The 18,221-nt window shown below is 61.3% G+C and carries 20 protein-coding genes and 1 tRNA gene; 12 read left to right on the top strand and 9 right to left on the bottom strand.

The annotated features are described in order from the left end of the window. Window positions 1-78 precede the first annotated feature (78 nt). From EV286_RS07970 to EV286_RS07955, 4 genes are all read left to right on the top strand, one after another. Window positions 79-687 carry a transglutaminase-like cysteine peptidase gene (locus EV286_RS07970; RefSeq protein WP_132956496.1) on the top strand — a complete coding sequence of 203 codons (609 nt, stop codon included), beginning with the start codon at window positions 79-81 and terminating at the stop codon, window positions 685-687. Window positions 688-953: 266 nt separating this feature from the next. Further along, window positions 954-1,748 (top strand): hypothetical protein, encoded by a 795-nt coding sequence (locus EV286_RS07965; RefSeq protein WP_132956495.1) that lies wholly within the window; start codon window positions 954-956, stop codon window positions 1,746-1,748. A 128-nt stretch (window positions 1,749-1,876) separates the two neighbouring features. Continuing rightward, window positions 1,877-3,337, top strand: coding sequence for a D-alanyl-D-alanine carboxypeptidase (locus EV286_RS07960; protein ID WP_132956494.1), 1,461 nt, complete (start codon window positions 1,877-1,879; stop codon window positions 3,335-3,337). Window positions 3,338-3,458: 121 nt separating this feature from the next. Further along, window positions 3,459-3,737 (top strand): hypothetical protein, encoded by a 279-nt coding sequence (locus tag EV286_RS07955; RefSeq protein ID WP_132956493.1) that lies wholly within the window; start codon window positions 3,459-3,461, stop codon window positions 3,735-3,737. A 15-nt stretch (window positions 3,738-3,752) separates the two neighbouring features. Here EV286_RS07955 and EV286_RS07950 read toward each other — a convergent pair whose 3' ends face one another. After that, window positions 3,753-4,190 (bottom strand): DUF1489 family protein, encoded by a 438-nt coding sequence (locus EV286_RS07950; RefSeq protein ID WP_132956492.1) that lies wholly within the window; start codon window positions 4,188-4,190, stop codon window positions 3,753-3,755. 60 nt (window positions 4,191-4,250) lie between these two features. Beyond that, complete coding sequence (locus tag EV286_RS07945) at window positions 4,251-5,657, bottom strand: L-serine ammonia-lyase (protein WP_132956491.1); 1,407 nt, start codon at window positions 5,655-5,657, stop codon at window positions 4,251-4,253. A gap of 327 nt (window positions 5,658-5,984) precedes the next feature. Between EV286_RS07945 and EV286_RS07940 the strand changes: the two genes are divergently transcribed. Genes EV286_RS07940 through EV286_RS07930 form a run of 3 tightly spaced genes read left to right on the top strand, consistent with a single transcriptional unit; the run spans window position 5,985 to window position 8,222 of the window. Beyond that, the gene (locus tag EV286_RS07940; protein ID WP_132956490.1) at window positions 5,985-6,746 is read left to right on the top strand and encodes a DUF599 domain-containing protein; all 762 of its coding nucleotides are present in this window, start codon (window positions 5,985-5,987) and stop codon (window positions 6,744-6,746) included. Further along, window positions 6,747-7,736 (top strand): DUF1624 domain-containing protein, encoded by a 990-nt coding sequence (locus tag EV286_RS07935; protein WP_132956489.1) that lies wholly within the window; start codon window positions 6,747-6,749, stop codon window positions 7,734-7,736. A 12-nt stretch (window positions 7,737-7,748) separates the two neighbouring features. Beyond that, window positions 7,749-8,222 (top strand): isoprenylcysteine carboxylmethyltransferase family protein, encoded by a 474-nt coding sequence (locus EV286_RS07930; protein WP_132956488.1) that lies wholly within the window; start codon window positions 7,749-7,751, stop codon window positions 8,220-8,222. A gap of 13 nt (window positions 8,223-8,235) precedes the next feature. On the opposite strand, the gene EV286_RS07925 is transcribed toward EV286_RS07930, so the two are convergent. Continuing rightward, window positions 8,236-8,628 (bottom strand): MerR family DNA-binding transcriptional regulator, encoded by a 393-nt coding sequence (locus EV286_RS07925; RefSeq protein WP_165932805.1) that lies wholly within the window; start codon window positions 8,626-8,628, stop codon window positions 8,236-8,238. 72 nt (window positions 8,629-8,700) lie between these two features. Next, window positions 8,701-10,116, bottom strand: a complete 1,416-nt coding sequence (gene mgtE / locus EV286_RS07920) for a magnesium transporter (protein WP_132956487.1) — start codon at window positions 10,114-10,116, stop codon at window positions 8,701-8,703. Window positions 10,117-10,381: 265 nt separating this feature from the next. Here mgtE and EV286_RS07915 point away from each other — a divergent pair, with 265 nt between their 5' ends. Next, window positions 10,382-10,876 (top strand): peptide deformylase, encoded by a 495-nt coding sequence (locus EV286_RS07915; RefSeq protein ID WP_132956486.1) that lies wholly within the window; start codon window positions 10,382-10,384, stop codon window positions 10,874-10,876. Window positions 10,877-10,964: 88 nt separating this feature from the next. Next, on the top strand, window positions 10,965-11,462 hold the full coding sequence (locus EV286_RS07910) for a BON domain-containing protein (RefSeq protein WP_132956485.1): 498 nt from the start codon (window positions 10,965-10,967) through the stop codon (window positions 11,460-11,462). Window positions 11,463-11,637: 175 nt separating this feature from the next. Here the strand turns inward: EV286_RS07910 and EV286_RS07905 are convergent, their stop codons facing one another. After that, the gene (locus EV286_RS07905) at window positions 11,638-11,850 is read right to left on the bottom strand and encodes a hypothetical protein (RefSeq protein ID WP_132956484.1); all 213 of its coding nucleotides are present in this window, start codon (window positions 11,848-11,850) and stop codon (window positions 11,638-11,640) included. Next, complete coding sequence (locus EV286_RS07900; RefSeq protein WP_165932804.1) at window positions 11,847-13,031, bottom strand: DUF2092 domain-containing protein; 1,185 nt, start codon at window positions 13,029-13,031, stop codon at window positions 11,847-11,849. The genes EV286_RS07905 and EV286_RS07900 overlap by 4 nt, the downstream gene beginning before the upstream one ends. A 957-nt stretch (window positions 13,032-13,988) precedes the next feature. Here EV286_RS07900 and EV286_RS07895 point away from each other — a divergent pair. After that, on the top strand, window positions 13,989-14,399 hold the full coding sequence (locus tag EV286_RS07895; protein WP_132956483.1) for a hypothetical protein: 411 nt from the start codon (window positions 13,989-13,991) through the stop codon (window positions 14,397-14,399). Window positions 14,400-14,557: 158 nt separating this feature from the next. Here the strand turns inward: EV286_RS07895 and EV286_RS07890 are convergent, their stop codons facing one another. After that, on the bottom strand, window positions 14,558-15,364 hold the full coding sequence (locus EV286_RS07890) for a class I SAM-dependent methyltransferase (protein ID WP_132956482.1): 807 nt from the start codon (window positions 15,362-15,364) through the stop codon (window positions 14,558-14,560). 257 nt (window positions 15,365-15,621) lie between these two features. Further along, window positions 15,622-15,706 (bottom strand) — tRNA-Leu (locus EV286_RS07885). Between the two features lie 187 nt (window positions 15,707-15,893). On the opposite strand from EV286_RS07885, the gene lipB reads away from it, so the two are divergent. Beyond that, entirely contained in the window at window positions 15,894-16,607 is a 714-nt protein-coding gene (gene lipB / locus EV286_RS07880; RefSeq protein ID WP_132956481.1) for a lipoyl(octanoyl) transferase LipB, read from the top strand. 6 nt (window positions 16,608-16,613) lie between these two features. Here the strand turns inward: lipB and EV286_RS07875 are convergent, their stop codons facing one another. Beyond that, window positions 16,614-17,036 (bottom strand): helix-turn-helix transcriptional regulator, encoded by a 423-nt coding sequence (locus EV286_RS07875; RefSeq protein ID WP_132956480.1) that lies wholly within the window; start codon window positions 17,034-17,036, stop codon window positions 16,614-16,616. Between the two features lie 237 nt (window positions 17,037-17,273). Here EV286_RS07875 and EV286_RS07870 point away from each other — a divergent pair, with 237 nt between their 5' ends. Then, complete coding sequence (locus EV286_RS07870; protein ID WP_132956479.1) at window positions 17,274-18,209, top strand: DMT family transporter; 936 nt, start codon at window positions 17,274-17,276, stop codon at window positions 18,207-18,209. Window positions 18,210-18,221 lie beyond the last annotated feature (12 nt).

The raw sequence follows: 18,221 nt of genomic DNA, 5'->3' as shown, positions 1-18,221 counted from the left end.
ACCATTATTTTTATTGCGTAATTTTGCGCGCAATAAAAACGTCTGTGTCAATGTCTCCTCACAAACGGGGACACGATAATGACATTGAATGCGCTTCTGAAGATTGGCCTCCTGGCCGCCATCGGGTGCCTTGCGATGGTGCAGGCGGCGGTTGCCACACCGGCAAGCATGAGCCTCGCGGGCAACGCCAGCCCGCCGATCGGCCACTATGAATTCTGCAAGGAAAATGCGGCCGACTGCGCCTATGCAGGCGGGGACGCCGGTCCTGCCATCCTCACCGAGGATCGCTGGAAGACGATCCTGAAGATCAACTATACGGTCAACTCCGCCATCCAGCCGATGACCGACAAGGAGATCTTCGGTGTCGAGGAACGCTGGGCCTACCCGCGCACCGTGGGCGATTGCGAAGACTATGCGCTCCTTAAGCGCAAGATGCTGATCGATGCCGGCTTTTCTCCCTCCGACGTCCTGATGACCGTCGTCCTACAGCCGAATGGCGAGGGCCACGCGGTTCTGACGGTGCGTACGGACCACGGTGATTTCGTCCTCGACAATATGCGCGACAAGGTCATGCTCTGGTCGGATACCGAATACACCTACCTGAAGCGGGAATCCTCGGAAGATCCTGCCCGTTGGGTCAAGCTCCAGGATGGCCGTGCGGTTGCCGTCGGTAGCGTCAGGAAATAGCACGAATTTACCGCTGCCATAACGGGCGGCGGTCACGAGAAAGCCCGGTCTGTCTATCGCATCCCCGTCCCGACCGTGGCCCAAGCCGTTCCTGCTGTCCCGGGAGCGGCTTTTTTCTTTGCGTCACCACGACGCGCCTTGCGGGTCGCCCGCACTCGAATTCACCCTTCGTTAACCATCAATTGCCAATCATCTCCGCAAAGGAAGAGTCGGTCAGCTGCGGGCCTCCCATAGAGTTTCCCGGCACCGCGCAAACCGAAGGCAAGATGATGGCCAGCCATACGCCGCCCTCCTCCACCTATGAGGAAGCGCCGCTGATCTCGAACAGGTTCATCGTTCGGGCCACGATCGCGGTCGCCGTCCTCGCAGCCGTCACTATCGGGGTCAATCTCGCCGGGCGCTGGATCGGCCAAAGGCTCGAGCTTGCCGGCCATACGACAAGCACTGAGACTGTCGCAGTCGCGATCGGCGAAGATGCCCTTCGGCTTCCCGAAAATACGATCCGCTTTGCAAACCAGCGGCGCAACGGCCCGGCCGAAAGACTGGACCTCTATCTCGCCTGGCCGCGGATGCAGGGCTACAGCGAGGACGATCGCAGCCTCTTCAGCGACATTTCCCAATCGTCGGGACTGATCTTTCTCCAGGTCACCGAGAGCGTCATGTCGCGCGACATGTCCGGACGGCTGGAGCCGATCTATTCGCATCTGATCGAGGGCCCCGCGGGGAACGCCGGTCACGGCCTGACGCTGCATCGCCTGCGCGCCGACGCCGGCTATGGGGGTGAAGTGCTCCTCACCGCCGCCCGCCCCGGAATGGAGCAGTATGTGGTGCGCTGCATCCTGCCGTCAGCCCCGGACAAGGCAACGAGCGGAGACTGCCAGCGTGACATCGGGGTAGGGAAAGATCTCAGCGTCCTCTACCGCTTCTCAAGCGCTCATCTGGCCGATTGGGACCATATTGATGCCGCGATTATGACATTTGTGACCGACCACCTCGTTGTGCGCGCGGCAGCCTCGAATGCCGAGACCACAGGCGACACCGCCTCAAATGCCGCGAAATGACGAAACAAAAGATTCATCATAAACGGATTGGTAACGCCAAGCCCGTAATCTGCCCCTTACGTCACGGACGTGGTGCCTAGCGTCCGCACCGTCCAGATTTTGAATTGAAAAGCTAAAAGAGTGAAATAGTGTCAAGGTCCGTTTCCATCGCATCGTCGTCACGCTCAGGCAACTTCCTTAAAAGGGCGCTCATCGGTTGGGCCTTGGCCGCCGCGATGATATTGGCAGATTCTGTTTCGGCAGAGGCGGAAGCCGCCAATCCGAAATACGCCGGCATCGTCGTCGACGCGAAGACCGGCAACATCCTCTACAGCGAAAACCCGGACCGCTTGCAGTACCCGGCGTCGCTCACCAAGATGATGACGCTGTACATGACCTTCGAGGCACTCGAAGCCGGCCGCATCAGCCTTGATACCCGCGTCCCCTTCTCCACCCATGCCTCGGCCCAGGCGCCGACGAAGCTTGGCGTCAAGGCCGGCAACTCGATCAGCGTCGAGCAGGGCATCCTCGGGCTCGTCACCCTTTCCGCCAATGACGCGGCAACCGCGCTCGGCGAACTTCTCGGCGGCAGCGAGGATCGCTTCGCCCAGATGATGACGGCAAAGGCGCGCGCGCTCGGAATGACGCGCACGACCTACCGCAATGCCAACGGCCTTCCGAACACCGCCCAGATGACCACGGCACGCGACCAGGCCCGCCTCGGAATCGCACTTCGCCAGCATTTTCCGCAGTTTTACGGTTATTTCTCCACGCGCAGCTTTAAGTTCGGCAAGCGCGTAATCAACAGCCACAACCGCCTCGTCGGCTCCGTCCGTGGCGTGGACGGCATCAAGACCGGTTACACCCGCGCGGCCGGCTTCAATCTCGTCAGCTCCGTGCAGACCGACGGCCGTTCGATCGTTGGCGTCGTCATGGGTGGCGCCTCCACGCCCGCCCGCGACAACCAGATGCGCAAGCTCATCGCCACCTATCTGCCAAAGGCCTCTACGCGCGGCGGCCCGACCAACCTGATCGCCCAGGCTCCCGCATCTCAAGTTCCTGCTGTCGCTGCACCCAAGGTCGCAGCTGCAGACGTGGACCTTCCGCACAGCGGCCCCGTTCCCGATACCCGGTACGAAGTCGCCGCTGCTGCCGAGGTCGCGCCGACATCCGAGGTGGCCTATGCCGAGGCGCCCTCTTCCAAGTCTGCCAATCCGCTTCTTTCGGCGCGTGTCGTCGCCCCTGCGACCGAGAAGGTGGCGGCTGCAATTCCGACCCCGGCGCCGGCCTATGTCCCCGAAGAACAGGGCGACACCTCGGTCGACGACGTCACCACCGCTTCGACGAAGCAGTCGACCGTCGCAGGCGGCTGGGTCGTGCAGGTCGGCGTCTCGCCGAACCAAAAGGCCGCCATGGATCTTCTTGATGCCGCAAAGTCCAAGGGCGGCAAGGTACTTCGTTCCGCAAAGCCTTTCACCGTTGCTTTTGGTGATGGCGCAAATGCCGTCTACCGCGCCCGTTTCGGCGGCTTTGACGATCAGCGCGACGCGGTCAACGCCTGCAAGGCCCTCAAGAAGGCCGGCGTCAGCTGCTGGGCGAGCATGCAGTGATGATGCGGCGGGAGTAATCCGCCGCTCTTGGAATGACATGATCGGATACCGGTGTCGGCATCCGATCTCCGACCCGGCCAGGTCTTGTAGCCTCTATTGTATTGCGTAGTGAGGAAAACCAATGGCGATCAACGAGAACTTTCCAACTTTCTCGATTGACGAAGGAAGGAAGCAGAAGCGTAACCGCTTCGTCCGGCATCCTCTCCATGAAGCAGCGCTTCGGCTCGCGGATATCGGTCTCGGCCGTTCGCGTGCGAGCACGGCGAAGACGCGTGATCTGGTGGCGCTGCTTCTGTGCCACGGCGCACGCGCCTGGCGTTACTCCCAGCCGGAAGCGCGCATCCACCTGCACGTCACCTCTCCCTCGGGCAAGGCGCCGCTGCTGATACGCCTGCGCTGAAGCGCGGCGTCGCTCTTACAAGAGACCAAGTTCCGAGAGCTCTCGGCGCAATTCGGAGGGCATTTCCCCGACGCCATTACCCAGGCTCAGGAGATCGCGCGGCGCATCGTCCTCGGTGAGGTATCGCCATCCCTGGAATGCCCGCCGCGGTTGGCTCGCAGTCTCGATGACCTCGGGGCCAAGAACGAGGTCGCAACGGCCGATACCTTCGCCATCCGTGAACGTGCGGATGTCGAGAAGCTTCTGTCGCGCCTGTACCTGGCCCTTGATCACCCAGTAGAGCGAACCGCCGTCCAGGAGTTCCTCGACGCGCTTGGGAACCATGCGCGTCGTATGGGTGGTGTGCGGCTCCAGTCCCGCAGCGATCGCCGAGAGCGAACGGCTCGAAACCCAGTCTTGCAGATCCTCTAGTGAATCCGCGCCGACGCACAGTTTGATGAGATGCAAAGCCATGCTGCCGTTGAATTCCTTTTGGCCGGCAGCGTCAAGAGGCGAGGTTGCCGCTCCACAGCCTCAACATTCGACGACGTTGACGGCAAGGCCACCGGTCGAGGTCTCCTTGTACTTCTCGCTCATGTCATAGCCCGTCTGGCGCATCGTCTCGATACAGGCGTCGAGCGGCACGAAGTGCTGGCCGTCACCCTTGATGGCGAGCGACGCCGCGGTCACAGCCTTGACCGCGCCAAGTGCGTTGCGCTCGATGCAGGGCACCTGCACCAGCCCGGCGATGGGATCGCAGGTCATGCCGAGGTGATGCTCGAGGGCGATTTCCGCGGCATTCTCGATCTGCTCCGGCGTGCCGCCCATGACGGCGGCAAGGCCCGCCGCGGCCATGGCGGCCGCCGAACCCACCTCGCCCTGACAGCCGACTTCCGCACCGGAGATCGAGGCATTGTGCTTGATGATGCCTCCGACCGCCGCCGCCGTCAGCAGATAGTCGCGGATGCCGTGCTGATCGGCATCCTCGTGGAAGTGGAGATAGTAGCGGATCGTTGCCGGCACGACGCCGGCCGCACCGTTCGTCGGCGCAGTCACGACGCGACCGCCGGCCGCATTTTCCTCGTTGACAGCCATCGCATAGACGCTCAGCCAGTCATTGGCGAGCAGCGGATTGATGCGATTGCTGCGCCATTCCTCCTGCAGCTTGTCGTGGATCTGCCGGGCGCGACGACGAACCTTGAGGCCACCGGGCATGATGCCGTCATTCTTGAGGCCGCGGTCGATGCAGCCGTTCATCGCCTCCCAGAGGCGGTCGAGACCGGCGTCGAGCTCGGCCCGGCTCATGTGGCTCTCCTCGTTTGCCCGCTTCATCTGCGCGATTGTAAGGCCGGAGCGTTCAGCCATCTCCAGCATCTGCTTGGCCGTGGCGAAGGGAAACGGGATGCGCGCCGATCCCGCGGCCGACTTCTTCTTCGCGCGCATCTGTTCGAGTTCCGTATCGGTGACGACGAAGCCGCCGCCGACGGAATAATAGATGCGCTTGACGAGCAGGCGCTCGTCCTTGTCATAGGCGGAGAATGCCATGCCATTGGCGTGCCCAGGCAGCGGCACCTTCTTGTCGAAGATGAGATCGATCTTCGGCTGGAACCAGTAGGCCGGGTGGCCGGGCGGCGTCACCCGCCCCGAACGTTCGACGCCATCGATGATCGCATCCATCTTGTCTGGATCGACCTGATCCGGGTGTTCGCCCATCAGGCCGAGGACGACAGCCCTGCCCGTACCGTGGCCAATACCCGTATGGGCGAGCGAGCCGTGCAAGCTGACCTTGATCGCCGCAACATGGGCACCGGTCGAAGGGCGCGGCCATTCGTCGGAAAGCAACAGGTCGAGGAAACGGTTCGCCGCCGACATCGGTCCCATTGTGTGCGAACTCGATGGCCCGACGCCGATCTTGAAGACGTCGAAAACGGAAAGAAACATGGAACCTGCGTCCTCTGGCAAATTGATCGATGTGAAGGCTACGTCAATGGTGGTCAAGCCCAAGGCGACCGACCGACATCAGCTTTCATGCAAGCGACATTCATAGACGAAGCTTCGCCTGACCGATACAGCCAAACCGCTTCGTCGATGCTTGCACCTCCGATCTAAGCTGGGCATGGCTGCCACCCGGTTCAAGACCGGTGGACAGCCCGCCCACCGCGGTCCTGACGGTACGGAAGATTGTCCACCCCCGCTTTTCCGCGCCGCCATTGCGAGGCAGAAATCGGTGTGTAGACTGCCGCGATCCATAAGCGGAACATCCGATTCATGACCTCTGCCGATTATTTCGCGCTCGCCTTCTTCACCCTGCTTTGGGCCGCCTATTCATGGGCGCTCGGCGGCCCCCGCCTCTTTCAGCGTACAAGCCTGACCCATGCCATGATCGAGCGTCGTCGCGAGTGGCTATACAATTCGCTGCGGCGCGATCTCAAGATGATCGATACGCAGATCATGGCGGGTCTTCAGAATGGCACCGCCTTCTTCGCGTCCACGTCTATCCTGGCGATCGGCGGCTGCTTCGCGCTTCTCGGCGCGACCGACAAGGTCGATGCCGTGTTCAACGACCTTCCCTACGTCTTCCACAGCGGCCGCACCGCCTTCGAGTTGAAGGTCGGCGGCCTGACCGGCCTTTTCGGCTATGCCTTCTTCAAGTTCGGCTGGTCCTACCGGCTGTTCAACTACTGCACCATCCTGTTCGGCTCGATCCCGATGATGCGCGACACCGAGGCCGACATCATCGTGGCGGAGAGGTCTGTCGAGCGGGTGATCCGAATGAACGTCATCGCCGCCAGCCACTTCAATTCCGGCCTGCGCGCGATCTTCCTGTCGATCGGCTATCTCGGCTGGTTCGTCAGTCCCTATGTCTTCATGGTCACCACGACGCTCGTCATTGTCGTGCTCGCCCGGCGCCAGTTCTTCTCCGAGGCCCGGCTCGCCATCATGGACGTGGATCCGCCATCAAATCACCGCCTTTCCCCTGTTCGCACCGCCCCGTCGGGGGCGACCGATCTGTCGGAAGGAATCCAGTGAATGGCCGCTGTTGCTGAGGCGATCGACGTCGGTGAAAGACCGCCGCGTATCGGCATAATCGATACCGCCCGCGGCCTCGCGCTGCTTGCGATGGCGAGCTACCACTTCACGTGGGACCTTGAGTTTTTCGGCTATCTTATGCCGGGAACGGTAGAAACAGGCTGGCTGAGGATCTATGCCCGCGCGATCGCCGCGACATTCCTTTTCCTGGTGGGCGTGAGCCTTGTCCTTGCCAGCACGCCGGAGATCCGCTGGAACGCCTACCTGAAGCGCCTCGGCATGGTCGCCGGTGCCGCCGCGCTGATCACGATCGCCACGCGCATCGGCATGCCGGACGAATTCATCTTCTTCGGCATTCTGCACTGCATCGCCGCGGCGAGCATCATCGGTCTCCCCTTCCTGCGCCTACCGCTCGTCCTCGTCTGGCTCGCGGCAGCAGCCCTCCTCGGCGCCGTCGTCGTCGATGGCTGGCTTTATCCGAATATCCTCCAGTCGACATTTTTCGACAGTTGGTGGCTCTATTGGCTCGGCTTCTCGGCGACGCCGCCCCGCTCGAACGATTTCGTGCCGTTGTTTCCCTGGCTGACACCCTTCCTGCTGGGGCTCGCCATCGCGCGCACCGGCCTCTGGCTCGGCTGGTCGCGCCGGCTTGCCTCTCTCGGCACGGGTTCGAGCCTCGTTGCCAAGGCCGGCCGCCACAGCCTGATCATCTACCTCGTGCATCAGCCGTTTCTATTCGGCTGCGTCTACCTTCTGTCGCTCGTGGCTCCTGCGCCACCGCCCGATCCGGTCCAGAGCTATCTATATCAATGCCGTGCCTCCTGTATGATGCAGGAGGGCGAGCCGATCTGCCGTAGTTTCTGCCAATGCACGCTCGATAAACTTCAAGCACAGGATCTTTTCACGCCGCTCCAGTCTGGCGCAATCCAGGCGAACAATGATGAGAGAGTACAGTCCATAGCAGTTGAGTGCACCACAATCGCGCAATGACAGGATATTCCGATGAATGCCTATCGTTCGAAGCCGCTCAATTTCCCCTGGCCGCCAATTCTCTACGGCCTCGCAATCCTTGCCGCCCTCATCCTTGACCTTCTTCCCATCCCGCCCCTGCCCCATCTCCACTCCGGGCTGGGTTGGATGGTCGGTGCGGGACTCGTCGTCCTTGCCGTCTCGCTCGATATCTGGGCGGTCAAGACGCTTGTCGAAAGCCGCACGACGATCCTGCCGCATCGCTGCACGGCGCATCTCGTCACCCGCGGCCCGTTTCGCTATACGCGCAACCCCATCTATCTCGGCTATACGATCGCGACGATCGCCTTCGGCCTTCTCACAGGCAACTCATGGTTCTTCGTGACGGCGTTGTTCGCCGCGATAACCACGACGCTCGTCGCCATCAGGTGCGAGGAAATGCACCTGCTTTCCCGCTTCGGATGCGAGTTTGAATTCTACTGCAGGAAAACCCGGCGCTGGATCTGAGTTTTGGGCTCCGCTAGGTCCCGACGCCGATCTCGGCAAGCCGTGTCAGGCAGGCCTCCTCGATGTGGTCGAGTTCGGTGAGCGTATCGTCGATGTCCTTGCGCTTCTGGCGCAGGTCCTCGCGCTTCTCGTCGACGCGCTTCATGAGTAGCTTGAGCTGGCCGAGTTCACCGGGCGGTTCCTTGTAGACCTGGATGATCTCGCGGATCTCCGCGATCGTGAAGCCGATGCGGCGGCCGCGCAGTATTTCCTGGAGCAGGCGGCGATCTGCGGGGCGAAAGAGGCGCGTACGGCCCCGGCGCTCGGGCTGGATCAGCCCCTCGTCCTCATAGAAGCGCAAGGTGCGGGTCGAAACGCCGAACTCCCGCGTCAATTCCGTGATGGTGTAGTACTTGTTCACCTGCATGCTGCCCCCAAAGATTGGCGACAATCATATTGACTTTTACGTAATAGTCAATTTTCGAGCCGACTGTTCCCGCTAGATCTGGAACCACCATGTTGCGATGCCGAGAAAGGCGAAGAAGCCGGTGCAATCCGTCACCGTCGTGACGAAGACCGACGAGGCGATCGCCGGGTCGGCCCCCAGCTTGTCCAAGAGCAGCGGCAGGAGAATGCCGGCGAGCGCTGCCGCGAGCAGGTTGATCATCATCGCTGCAGCAATGACGATGCCGAGCTGGTAGTCGTGGAACCACGTGCCGGCGATCACGCCCATGATGCTTGCAAACATCAGGCCGTTCAGGATGCCGACGCCTGCCTCGCGGCGGATGATGCGCCCGGCATTGTAGATGTCGAGGTCGCGGGTCGCGAGCGCCCGCACCGTCACCGTCATCGTCTGCGTGCCCGCGTTGCCGCCCATCGACGCGACGATCGGCATCAGCACGGCAAGCGCGATCATCTTTTCAATCGATCCGTCGAACAGGCCGATGACGCTTGCCGAAAGCATGGCCGTACCGAGATTGATCAGCAGCCACAGGAAGCGCGAGCGCACGGTCGAAACGACGTTGTCCGAAAGCTCTTCGTCACCGACGCCGCCCAGACGCTTGATGTCTTCGTCGGCCTCCTCATGAATGACGTCGACCACGTCGTCGATGGTCAGCACGCCGACGAGCCGGTGATTCTCGTCGACGACGGCGGCTGAGAGAAGGTCGTATTGCTCGAAGAGCTGCGCGGCCTCTTCCTGGTCCATCTCGGCGGGAATCGGATGCGTCGTCTCCCGCATGATCGTCTCGACCTTCGTCTGCCGTTTGCTGCGCAGGAGCCGGTCGAGGTCGACGGCGCCAAGCAGCTTGAAGGTCGGGTCGATCACGAAGATCTGGGCAAAGGATTCGGGCAATTCCTCATCCTCGCGCATATAGTCGATCGTTTGCCCTACCGTCCAGAATGGCGGCACCGCCACGAACTCGGTCTGCATGCGCCGCCCGGCCGAGCTTTCGGGATAGTCCAGGGCCCGCCGCAGCCTCACCCGCTCGGTGAAAGGCAGTTGGGCAAGGATCTCCTCCTGGTCTTCCTGGTCGAGGTCCTCGAGAATGTAGACGGCGTCGTCCGAATCGAGCTCGCCGATCGCGGCCGCGATCTGCTCGTTCGGCATCTGGTCGACGATCTCGCGGCGAATGACCTCGTCGACCTCCGTCAGCGCCGTCATGTCGAAGTCGTCGCCAAGCAGCTCCACGAGCGCCAGCCGTTGGTCGGGCTGGATCGACTCGATCAGGTCGCCGAGTTCGGATTCGTGCAGGCGGGCAACGTTCTGTCGCAGGAAGAGGATATCGCGATCGGCGATAGCTGCGCCGACAAGCGCCAGGAAATCGGACCGGACGTTGCCGTCCTCGTCATAGATGTCGGCATCGCCCTCGCCCGGACGCTTGCGAATGCGGTCTTCTTCGCTGGTCGTCGTCATCTGCCGCCCTCGCAAATTTCTGGTATTGAACGACTCTCGAGTCGCTATGGAGAATGGCCGCGGAGAACGCAATGTCAACAACCGGATAGCCCGTCCGGAGCATGGCGGATCGACGCTGCCGAAAGCCTGCTCTAGGGTCTTTCCCGCCAACCGTCGAGTGCCTCGAACGAACAGGGGACCGAAGAAAGATCGCTATGCACAGCACCATGAAAATACCGGGCGGAGGATGCTGCCGGGCCACCGTTGCAAGGGAGTTGCGGCAGCCGTGACCGTCCGCCCGATTCTCCGCTTTCCACACGCTGGCCTCAAGACGCCCTGCGAGCCCGTGACCGTCTTCGATGAGGAGCTTCGGGCGCTCGCCGGCGACCTGCTCGATACGATGCGCGCCGCCCCCGGCGTCGGCATAACGGCGGCCCATATCGGCGACTTCCGTCGCGTCGTCGTCATCGAGCTCGACCGGAAAGACGGCGTTCGCACCTACATAAATCCGGAAATCGCCTTGTTTTCCGAGGAAACCATGCGCCACGTCGAGGGCAGCGTCTCCATGCCCGGAGCGACCGAAGAAGTCGTGCGGCCGAGGGCGATCCGTTTCCGCTATGCCGATCTCGATGGTATCCAGCACGAAGAGGCGGCCGAAGGCTTTCTCGCGATCTGCATCCAGCATGAGATCGACCAGCTCGACGGCGTCTTCTGGCTGCAGCGCCTTTCGCGCCTCAAGCGCGATCGCCTGGTGAAGAAGTGGGAAAGGACAGGCGCCTGATCGGCGCTTTCTCCAAGACAGGTACCTTTTTCTTGAACCAAGCTCGGCCTCAACCGTTCTAGGCTGCGAGACAGGGAAGGAGCCTGAGATGAGCCCCAAGGAAAAAGACCTCGCGCGCGAGGAAGAGTACCGCGATTTCGAGGCACGCGACCTCGAAGAAGGCTGGCCGTATGACGATGCGGCAGGCACCGGATCGCCTTCGCCCGAAAACCGGCCTTACGGCTCGACGGAAGCGAACTTCGACGAAGCGGGCAACAAGGGTTACACCGTCGTCGACGTAGACCAGGCCGGCGACCAGCAGCCCCAATCGGACCTGCCCATCTCCACGACACGGGGCCTCGAGAATGCCGACGACCTCGAAGAGCGTGTGACTGAAGCGCTGAGCCAGTTGAAGGACATCGATATCGACAGCATCGACGTCCGCGCCCACGGCCACACGATCATCCTCGAAGGCTCGGTCGAAACGATCCAGATGGCGCGACGCCTTGTTCTCTGCGCAGAGGCCGTCGATGGCGTCCACGACGTCAGGAACAAACTCGAGCTGACCGGCCTCGACGCCCATATGCCCGACGATGAAGACGATTGAGGCAGGACCGCATCGTCAACCTGTCGTCCAGAAGGCGGGGAACCCGCGGAAGCGGGTTTTGCCTGCGGGCGCATATCGGCCATACACTGCTTGCCGCCAGCGAAAATCCCTGTTTTCAGGACGGACAGCGCGACTTCCACTCGCGGTCACACTCAGAGACCGGACCGGCCATCAACTAGCACCTGTAGACACCAACGGCACAGCGTCGCACTGTTCGCCGGGCAACACCAGCCACGCTGACGGGTGTCAGCGGCCGGCCGACGATCGCCATCGCCGGACTAACAAAGCTGGGTATCGATATGGTTGGGACATCGCTCGCCAGATCGTCGATGCAAAGCACAGCCGCCAAGGTGAGGCAGATGATTCCCGCGCGTTTGTAGAAGGTCATTTTTCATCTCCCACTATGAAATGTCCCGGTAGTTCGCTGATGTTTTGCTTTAGGTCTTTCACATCGATCTTTTCGGCATTGGTCGCGTTCTTGAAAGCAAAGTCATCCGTCACGACGCCGTCCCCGGACTTCCAGTCCCTGATCTGGATGCTGTATTCCGGCTCTCCCATGACCTGACTTGATGTAATGACCAGCCGGCAGGGATACGGCTGTTCTCCCTGGGCGACCCAGATCTGGAAATCCACATCGTCCTTGCGGAAGGCAAGGGAATCACACTCGTGACCATTGATGACGCCGCTTCCCAGGTCCTTGGAATCGTAGACGCCCTCCATCAGCTCGTCATAGGCGTTGGTCATCAGCAAGTCGGCGCCCGGCAGGGGCAACCCCTGCTTGTCCTTCAGCTCGTCTATCAGTTGATCGACCGTGCCAGGGGTCTCGATCTGCGTGTACTTGTTGACATTCTTCCCCAGTAGCGTGAGCGTTTTTCCGTCGAATAGGGCCTCGGTATCGACAAACCCGCCTGAACGGGTCGCGCGCACCTTGTCGGGCCGGCTGAGGACCACTGTGCCTGAACTTGCCAGCCCAAGCTTCTGATCGGTATTGGTAACGACCTGGAGATTGGCATCATAGGCGAACGACAGGGCCTTCTGGGCGGCCAGATAGTCGGACATGGCCTTGAGCAGTTTCTTGGCTTCCGGCGAGTCGGCAATCCTCACGAGCTCGACGCGACGATTGAGAGCCTTTCCCTCCTCCGTGTCGTTGCTGGCGACTGGCCGGCTCTGCCCGGCGCCTTCGACCATAAGCCTGTCAGGCGCAATCCCCCGCTTAACCAGCGCTGCCTTGATCGTGTCGGCACGCTCGAGCGAAAGCCGCACGTTGGCTTCGGCACTGCCGGTTGCGTCGGTATGGCCGACAATTCTCAGGTGCCAATCCGGAAAATTCTTCAGCGCGGTCGCAATGTCATCGAGCAATGCTTCGCTACCGGGCTCAAGTGTCGACTTGTCGGCAGCGAAGCGCAAACCATGGACATCGTATTGCTCCCTGGTCTGCAGCGCCTGCTGCACCTCTTCCCTGCTAGACGGCTTGGCTGCCGTTCCCTGCGCCCAGGAGGGACCGCTCGCCATAGCAGCAAGGACAATTCCCGTGAATATTTCCACAGCGAGACGTCTGCGAATTGACATATTTCCGTTCGCCGTTCTTCCGACGCCTATGTATTCTCCGTGTCTGCACACCCTGGTTGCTACGCCAAACATCGTAAAAACCCCCTCGTTTTCTTGATGGTTAAATCGCAAAGCATTCTCAATGCCATGATGAGCGGATAATATTAGAACATAATAATACATCATCCCTGGAGCCAAGGGGCACTTAAATTGGTCGTTGATTTTGGCACGGAGCCGATCTTCCGGTTCAAGTGCCGCCCCGCGCTGGAAATGAGGCCGTTGCGAAGCTGCCTCGGATCGACTGCCGAGCAGTCTGCGCGGAAGGTCGGACCAAGCAATGGTCCGGCCGCTCTGTGCCTGCGTCCTTACCCAGGGGCGAGACCTGGCGGCACCACCAATCCTTCGCAACGCGCATCGTCCGTGGCGGCACGGCCCCGATCCGGGCCTTGTCATTGTCCGCCAGACCAAACGAATTCTGCCAACCATTGCGAGTAATCGCACATCGGCGCAGCTTGGCCACGATAATCAGAAGTTGTTACTTGCCGCGATGCGCGCATTCACCCAGAATGCGGCCGCGATGCCTTGTGCCAAGGCATGAGAGGACAGACTGACCCGCTTCAACTGACTATTCGAAGACGCCGCAGACGCCACGCCCATGGCGCTCTAGGAGGAATTCGAAATGAAACTGCACGGCTCCCTGAAAGCGCTGTTTGCCGCGGGGATTTCTGTTTCGATCGTCGGGTTCGCAAGAGCCCGCCTGAGGTCGAGCGAGGAATCAGCCATTCGTCCTGTCCAGAGCAGAATTTTCCCAATGACGCCAATTTCCGCGAGACGCCGGGCGTCAGCGCGAAGCCCGACAGCACGTGGTCGACCGGCCTGTCGCTTTCGCGCCGCATAGAGGACTCGCAGCAAATCTACTCGCCATTGCAAATGGCCTGGGGCGGCATCGGCACGGCCGAAACAAGGAGGAGAAATGAAATGAAAGCAGCATCAGGAACCTACATCGCAGCGGCGGTGATCGCAGGTCTTCTCGGCAGTACCACGATGGTCCAGGCTCAGGACCCGTCCAATATCACCAAATACGGCTCGGCGGGAGGCTGGGACATATTCGTAAGAAAGGACCTGGGTCCCGGCTGCCTGATCGCCAAGGTCGCGGACAACGGCATGCAGGTTCAGATGGGTATCGATGAGACATCCGGCATGCGCGGCTACATGGCGATCTATACGACCGCGGATGCACCGATTGCCCAGGGCGAAAAGCTCTCCGTGATATTCGACGTCGACGGTCAGCAATTCAGCGCCGAGCCGAGCGGTCAGACCTTCTCGGTGAGCCTTGACGGAACCGACGCCGCAATGCAGGCCCTGCGCGCCTGCCAGGCCGCCAACTAAAGCATTCAGGCTTCTCTTTTCGAGCGCAGGATCGCGCGCGTCTTACGTCTCGCGCAATTCCGAAAGCCAGGCAGCGGTATCCCAGTGCAGCGCGCGCGCTACATTGGGATACCGACCTGCGCACACGCTCACCACAAGTGCCAGCCACGGCAAGTGGACTATCTGCCTCGGGGTCGCGCGGCGATACATTCACATCTGCAGCGCAGATAGACGGAATCAGATTCCATCCCCCATGTCTCCCAGGCGGAAACCGCCGTATCGATTTCCAGCCGCGACGCCAGGTTCTTCGCGATGAGGTCGCCGGCAAGGCCGTGCAGGCTTCTTTTGGCATCGACCACCGTCTCAGCCCTGGCTGACGCGTCGGCACTATGGTTCACGTAGCTCCCGCCGGCCCATATCGGCTCGAATCCATGGGACCGCAGTATCGCACCCTGGCGTCGGCCGAAGGTGACGGCATCACCCGAGCTGTGCTCGTACCACCGCTGCCAAAGGTTGAGGGAAAGCCTGAGCCCTTCTGTCTCGGGATAAAGAATATTTCCTCCGGCATCCGTATCACGTGTGGCGATCAAACCACCGGGCTTCAACACCCGCCAGGCTTCCTCGAGGGTCGACTCGAGGACGACCGTGTTTTGGTGGTAGAGCACGGCGTGGAAGAAGACGACATCGAACGTCTCGTCGTCGAATGGCATGGCGACCATGTCTCCCTCGACAAACTGAAGGTTCGAATGGCCGCCGGCGTCACGCATCGCCGAGGCGGCTGCAATCGCCCTGCTCTCCACATCCAGCCCGATCACATCTCGGACGTGCGGGCAAAATGCAGCAGTGACGTGCCCCGGCCCGCAGCCGACGTCCAGGACAGCCATGTCCGAGTTCAGGAAAGGCAGAAGAAAAGCCATCGATTCCCCGCCCCGCTTCGCCTGGAATTGAAGAATCGCAGGATTGTAGCCCAGTCCCTGAATCGCCATCTTGTCGCCTCCCTGAGAACAGGGAGGCTAGTTCGATTCCGACACGGCTTTGCGACGTTGCTCACGCAGATGCAGCTTGGTTTAATCTTTGCGTTGATTTGAGGAGCATTGCGCGCTGGGATGCCAGACGCCGTCGATAGTTGAAGCCGTTCTGCAACAACAAACTATGAAGACCGGCGTTGGCAATGAGGGGCTGCTGCGGCAAGGGCCGGAGGCTTTTTGAAAAAGCCAGTAAGTTCAACCCTGTTTAGGGTAAATGGTGCGGTCGAGAAGACTCGAACTTCCACGGGTTGCCCCACAGCGACCTCAACGCTGCGCGTCTACCAATTCCGCCACGACCGCATCGTGGTAGGTGCCGAATTGCTCCGGCGCGGCTGCATGTAGCAAAAGCATCTGGGGTGCACAAGGGCAGTGTGACAGATTTTTTCAAAACAGATCACGGCATTTGAAGAGGCGCGCGTAAAGGTCCATATAAGCAGCCTGTTTGCCGCTCACGCCACCTCGGCGAGGTGACGAAAGGACTTCTGCCGTGCTGCGCACCGATCTCGAATACTCCATGTTTCCGCTAGCAGGCTCGCCGCCGGTGAGGTGGCGGATTGCCGATGGACTCGTGCCCTACGAGGAAGCGGTGGCGACCATGGAGCGTGAGGTCGCGGCGATCGCCGAAGGCAGCGCCGACGAACTGGTCTGGCTCGTCGAACATCCCCCGCTCTATACGGCCGGGACAAGCGCCAATGCCGCCGATCTCATCGATCCGGATCGCTTCCCGGTCTTCGCGACCGGCCGCGGCGGCGAATATACCTATCATGGCCCGGGCCAGCGCGTCGTCTACGTCATGCTGGATCTCAAGCGGCGCCGGCAGGACGTGCGCGCCTTCGTCGCCGCGATCGAGGACCTCGTCATCCACACCCTCGATTCAATGAATGTCCGCGGCGAGCACCGCGAGGACCGCGTCGGCGTCTGGGTGCGCCGGCCGGAAAAGCCAGTTCTTCCCGATGGCTCGCCAGCCGAGGACAAGATTGCGGCCATCGGCATCCGCCTGCGCAAGTGGGTGACCTTCCACGGCCTGTCGCTCAACGTGGATCCCGAACTCGACCATTTCGGCGGCATCGTGCCCTGCGGCATCTCCGGCTATGGAGTGACGAGCCTCGTCGATCTCGGCCTGCCGGTGATGATGCCCGATGTCGACATGCGTCTGCGCGATGCTTTCGAATCGATCTTCGGGGAGACGGCGACCGAGTGACCGGATTTAATGCGCGACATCGGTATTGAGGTTGCGCAGGCGAATCTGATGGTCCAGCCGCTCGACCTGCACCGCCGTCGCTTCGATCAGCCGACCCATTTCCTGGTAGACCGAAAGAAGGCGTGAAAGCTCGATCTTGACGGCCTCCAGCGCCCGCTCGTCGCTGATCTCGCCCGGTCCCTCGCCCATACCCGTCATCAGCCACATCGGCGAGATGCCGAGTATGCCGGCGAGTTTCAGCAGGCGCGAGGTGCGCGGTTCCGACCGGTCTGTCTCCCAGGCAAGAAGCGTGTCCTGTCGCACGCCGAGCTGGTTGGCCAGCGCTTCGACGCTGATGCCTGCCGCCTCCCGTGCTGCCGAAAGCCTTCCGCCAAGGGTATCGTCGGCACCTTCCGCCAGCACGATCGCTCCAAAATCCGTCTTGAGCATCCAGGGTTACTCCCTTTTCAAGCCATATGTCGCGTTGGCCGCGAACTCGGATATCGACACCTTCTAAAGGATTTCGCGGCCGCGAATAGGTCCCTTGGCGTCATGGCGCCACCCCATTGCGGCCTTTTGTGACAAATTTCCGGATGGCCCGCCAGTCTGCGAACCGCCACCATGACTTGCGACCTTGATCGTCCCATCGTCCTGTGCTTGGTGGCGGCACCTAGGAAGCGATCCGAAATGTCCCATACCGCCGCAGCCTCCACCTCCCAAAATCCCCTTCAGGGCATGCTCATCATGGCTGGCGCCATGGTCATCCTGCCGACGATGGATGCGATCGCCAAGTACATGGCGACCTTCGAGGCAATGTCGCCCGGCCAGATCACCTTCTACCGGTTCTTCTTCCAGCTCGTCTGCACATTGCCGCTGCTCTTTGCCGTCTTTGGTCTTTCGGCGCTCTCGGCCAAGCGGCCGTGGATGAACCTGCTGCGCGGGGCGCTCCACGGCGCGGCCAGCCTGCTTTTCTTCGTCGCCGTCAAGTACATGCCGCTCGCCGACGTCTTTGCCATCTATTTCGTCGAGCCGTTCATACTCACCGCGCTTTCAGCAGTCTTCCTAGGCGACCGCGTCGGCTGGCGCCGGTGGACGGCGATCGTCGTCGGTTTTGGCGGCGCCATGATCGTCATCCAGCCGAGCTTCGAGATCTTCGGGCTGAAGGCGCTTCTGCCGGTCGCCTGCGCCTTCCTCTTCGCGCTTTACCTCTTCCTGAACCGCGCCGTCGGTGAAGCCGACACGCCGCTTACGATGCAGACCATGGCCGGCATCGGGGGAACCCTGTTCATGAGTGTCGCCCTGCTTGCCGGCAACGGACTCGGAGAACCGAATTTCCAGATATCGCTTCCGGGCTCCTGGCTCGGCCTCGTGCTCCTTTTGATACTCGGCTCGATATCCGGCTATGCGCATCTCATGGTGGTCAAGGCCTTCCGGCTGGCACCGCTTTCGCTGCTTGCGCCCTTCCAATATTTCGAGATCATCTCCGCGACGGTGCTCGGCTACGCGCTTTTCGGCGACTTTCCGAACGCGTCTAAATGGCTCGGCATCCTCATCATCGTCGCCTCCGGCCTGTTCATCATATGGCGCGAAAGGCTCAATGCGCGATCGGCGGAATTCGAGTGAGTTTCTAAGGGT

Source organism: Rhizobium sp. BK251, assembly GCF_004345245.1.
Classification (GTDB): Bacteria; Pseudomonadota; Alphaproteobacteria; order Rhizobiales; family Rhizobiaceae; genus Rhizobium.
The sequence above is the reverse complement of the archived record's forward strand: the minus strand, read 5'-3'. Positions and strand labels throughout refer to the sequence as shown.

Bases quoted from the DNA above. Each gene is read 5' to 3' on its own strand.
- EV286_RS07905 (WP_132956484.1), bottom strand. From the start codon at position 11,850: ATGACCTTCTACAAACGCGCGGGAATCATCTGCCTCACCTTGGCGGCT.
- EV286_RS07965 (WP_132956495.1), top strand. From the start codon at position 954: ATGATGGCCAGCCATACGCCGCCCTCCTCCACCTATGAGGAAGCGCCG.
- EV286_RS07950 (WP_132956492.1), bottom strand. From the start codon at position 4,190: ATGGCTTTGCATCTCATCAAACTGTGCGTCGGCGCGGATTCACTAGAG.
- EV286_RS07895 (WP_132956483.1), top strand. From the start codon at position 13,989: ATGAAAGCAGCATCAGGAACCTACATCGCAGCGGCGGTGATCGCAGGT.
- EV286_RS07875 (WP_132956480.1), bottom strand. From the start codon at position 17,036: ATGCTCAAGACGGATTTTGGAGCGATCGTGCTGGCGGAAGGTGCCGAC.
- EV286_RS07955 (WP_132956493.1), top strand. From the start codon at position 3,459: ATGGCGATCAACGAGAACTTTCCAACTTTCTCGATTGACGAAGGAAGG.
- EV286_RS07970 (WP_132956496.1), top strand. From the start codon at position 79: ATGACATTGAATGCGCTTCTGAAGATTGGCCTCCTGGCCGCCATCGGG.
- EV286_RS07945 (WP_132956491.1), bottom strand. From the start codon at position 5,657: ATGTTTCTTTCCGTTTTCGACGTCTTCAAGATCGGCGTCGGGCCATCG.
- EV286_RS07900 (WP_165932804.1), bottom strand. From the start codon at position 13,031: ATGTCAATTCGCAGACGTCTCGCTGTGGAAATATTCACGGGAATTGTC.
- EV286_RS07870 (WP_132956479.1), top strand. From the start codon at position 17,274: ATGTCCCATACCGCCGCAGCCTCCACCTCCCAAAATCCCCTTCAGGGC.
- EV286_RS07940 (WP_132956490.1), top strand. From the start codon at position 5,985: ATGACCTCTGCCGATTATTTCGCGCTCGCCTTCTTCACCCTGCTTTGG.
- EV286_RS07935 (WP_132956489.1), top strand. From the start codon at position 6,747: ATGGCCGCTGTTGCTGAGGCGATCGACGTCGGTGAAAGACCGCCGCGT.
- EV286_RS07925 (WP_165932805.1), bottom strand. From the start codon at position 8,628: ATGCAGGTGAACAAGTACTACACCATCACGGAATTGACGCGGGAGTTC.
- EV286_RS07930 (WP_132956488.1), top strand. From the start codon at position 7,749: ATGAATGCCTATCGTTCGAAGCCGCTCAATTTCCCCTGGCCGCCAATT.
- EV286_RS07910 (WP_132956485.1), top strand. From the start codon at position 10,965: ATGAGCCCCAAGGAAAAAGACCTCGCGCGCGAGGAAGAGTACCGCGAT.
- mgtE (WP_132956487.1), bottom strand. From the start codon at position 10,116: ATGACGACGACCAGCGAAGAAGACCGCATTCGCAAGCGTCCGGGCGAG.
- EV286_RS07890 (WP_132956482.1), bottom strand. From the start codon at position 15,364: ATGGCGATTCAGGGACTGGGCTACAATCCTGCGATTCTTCAATTCCAG.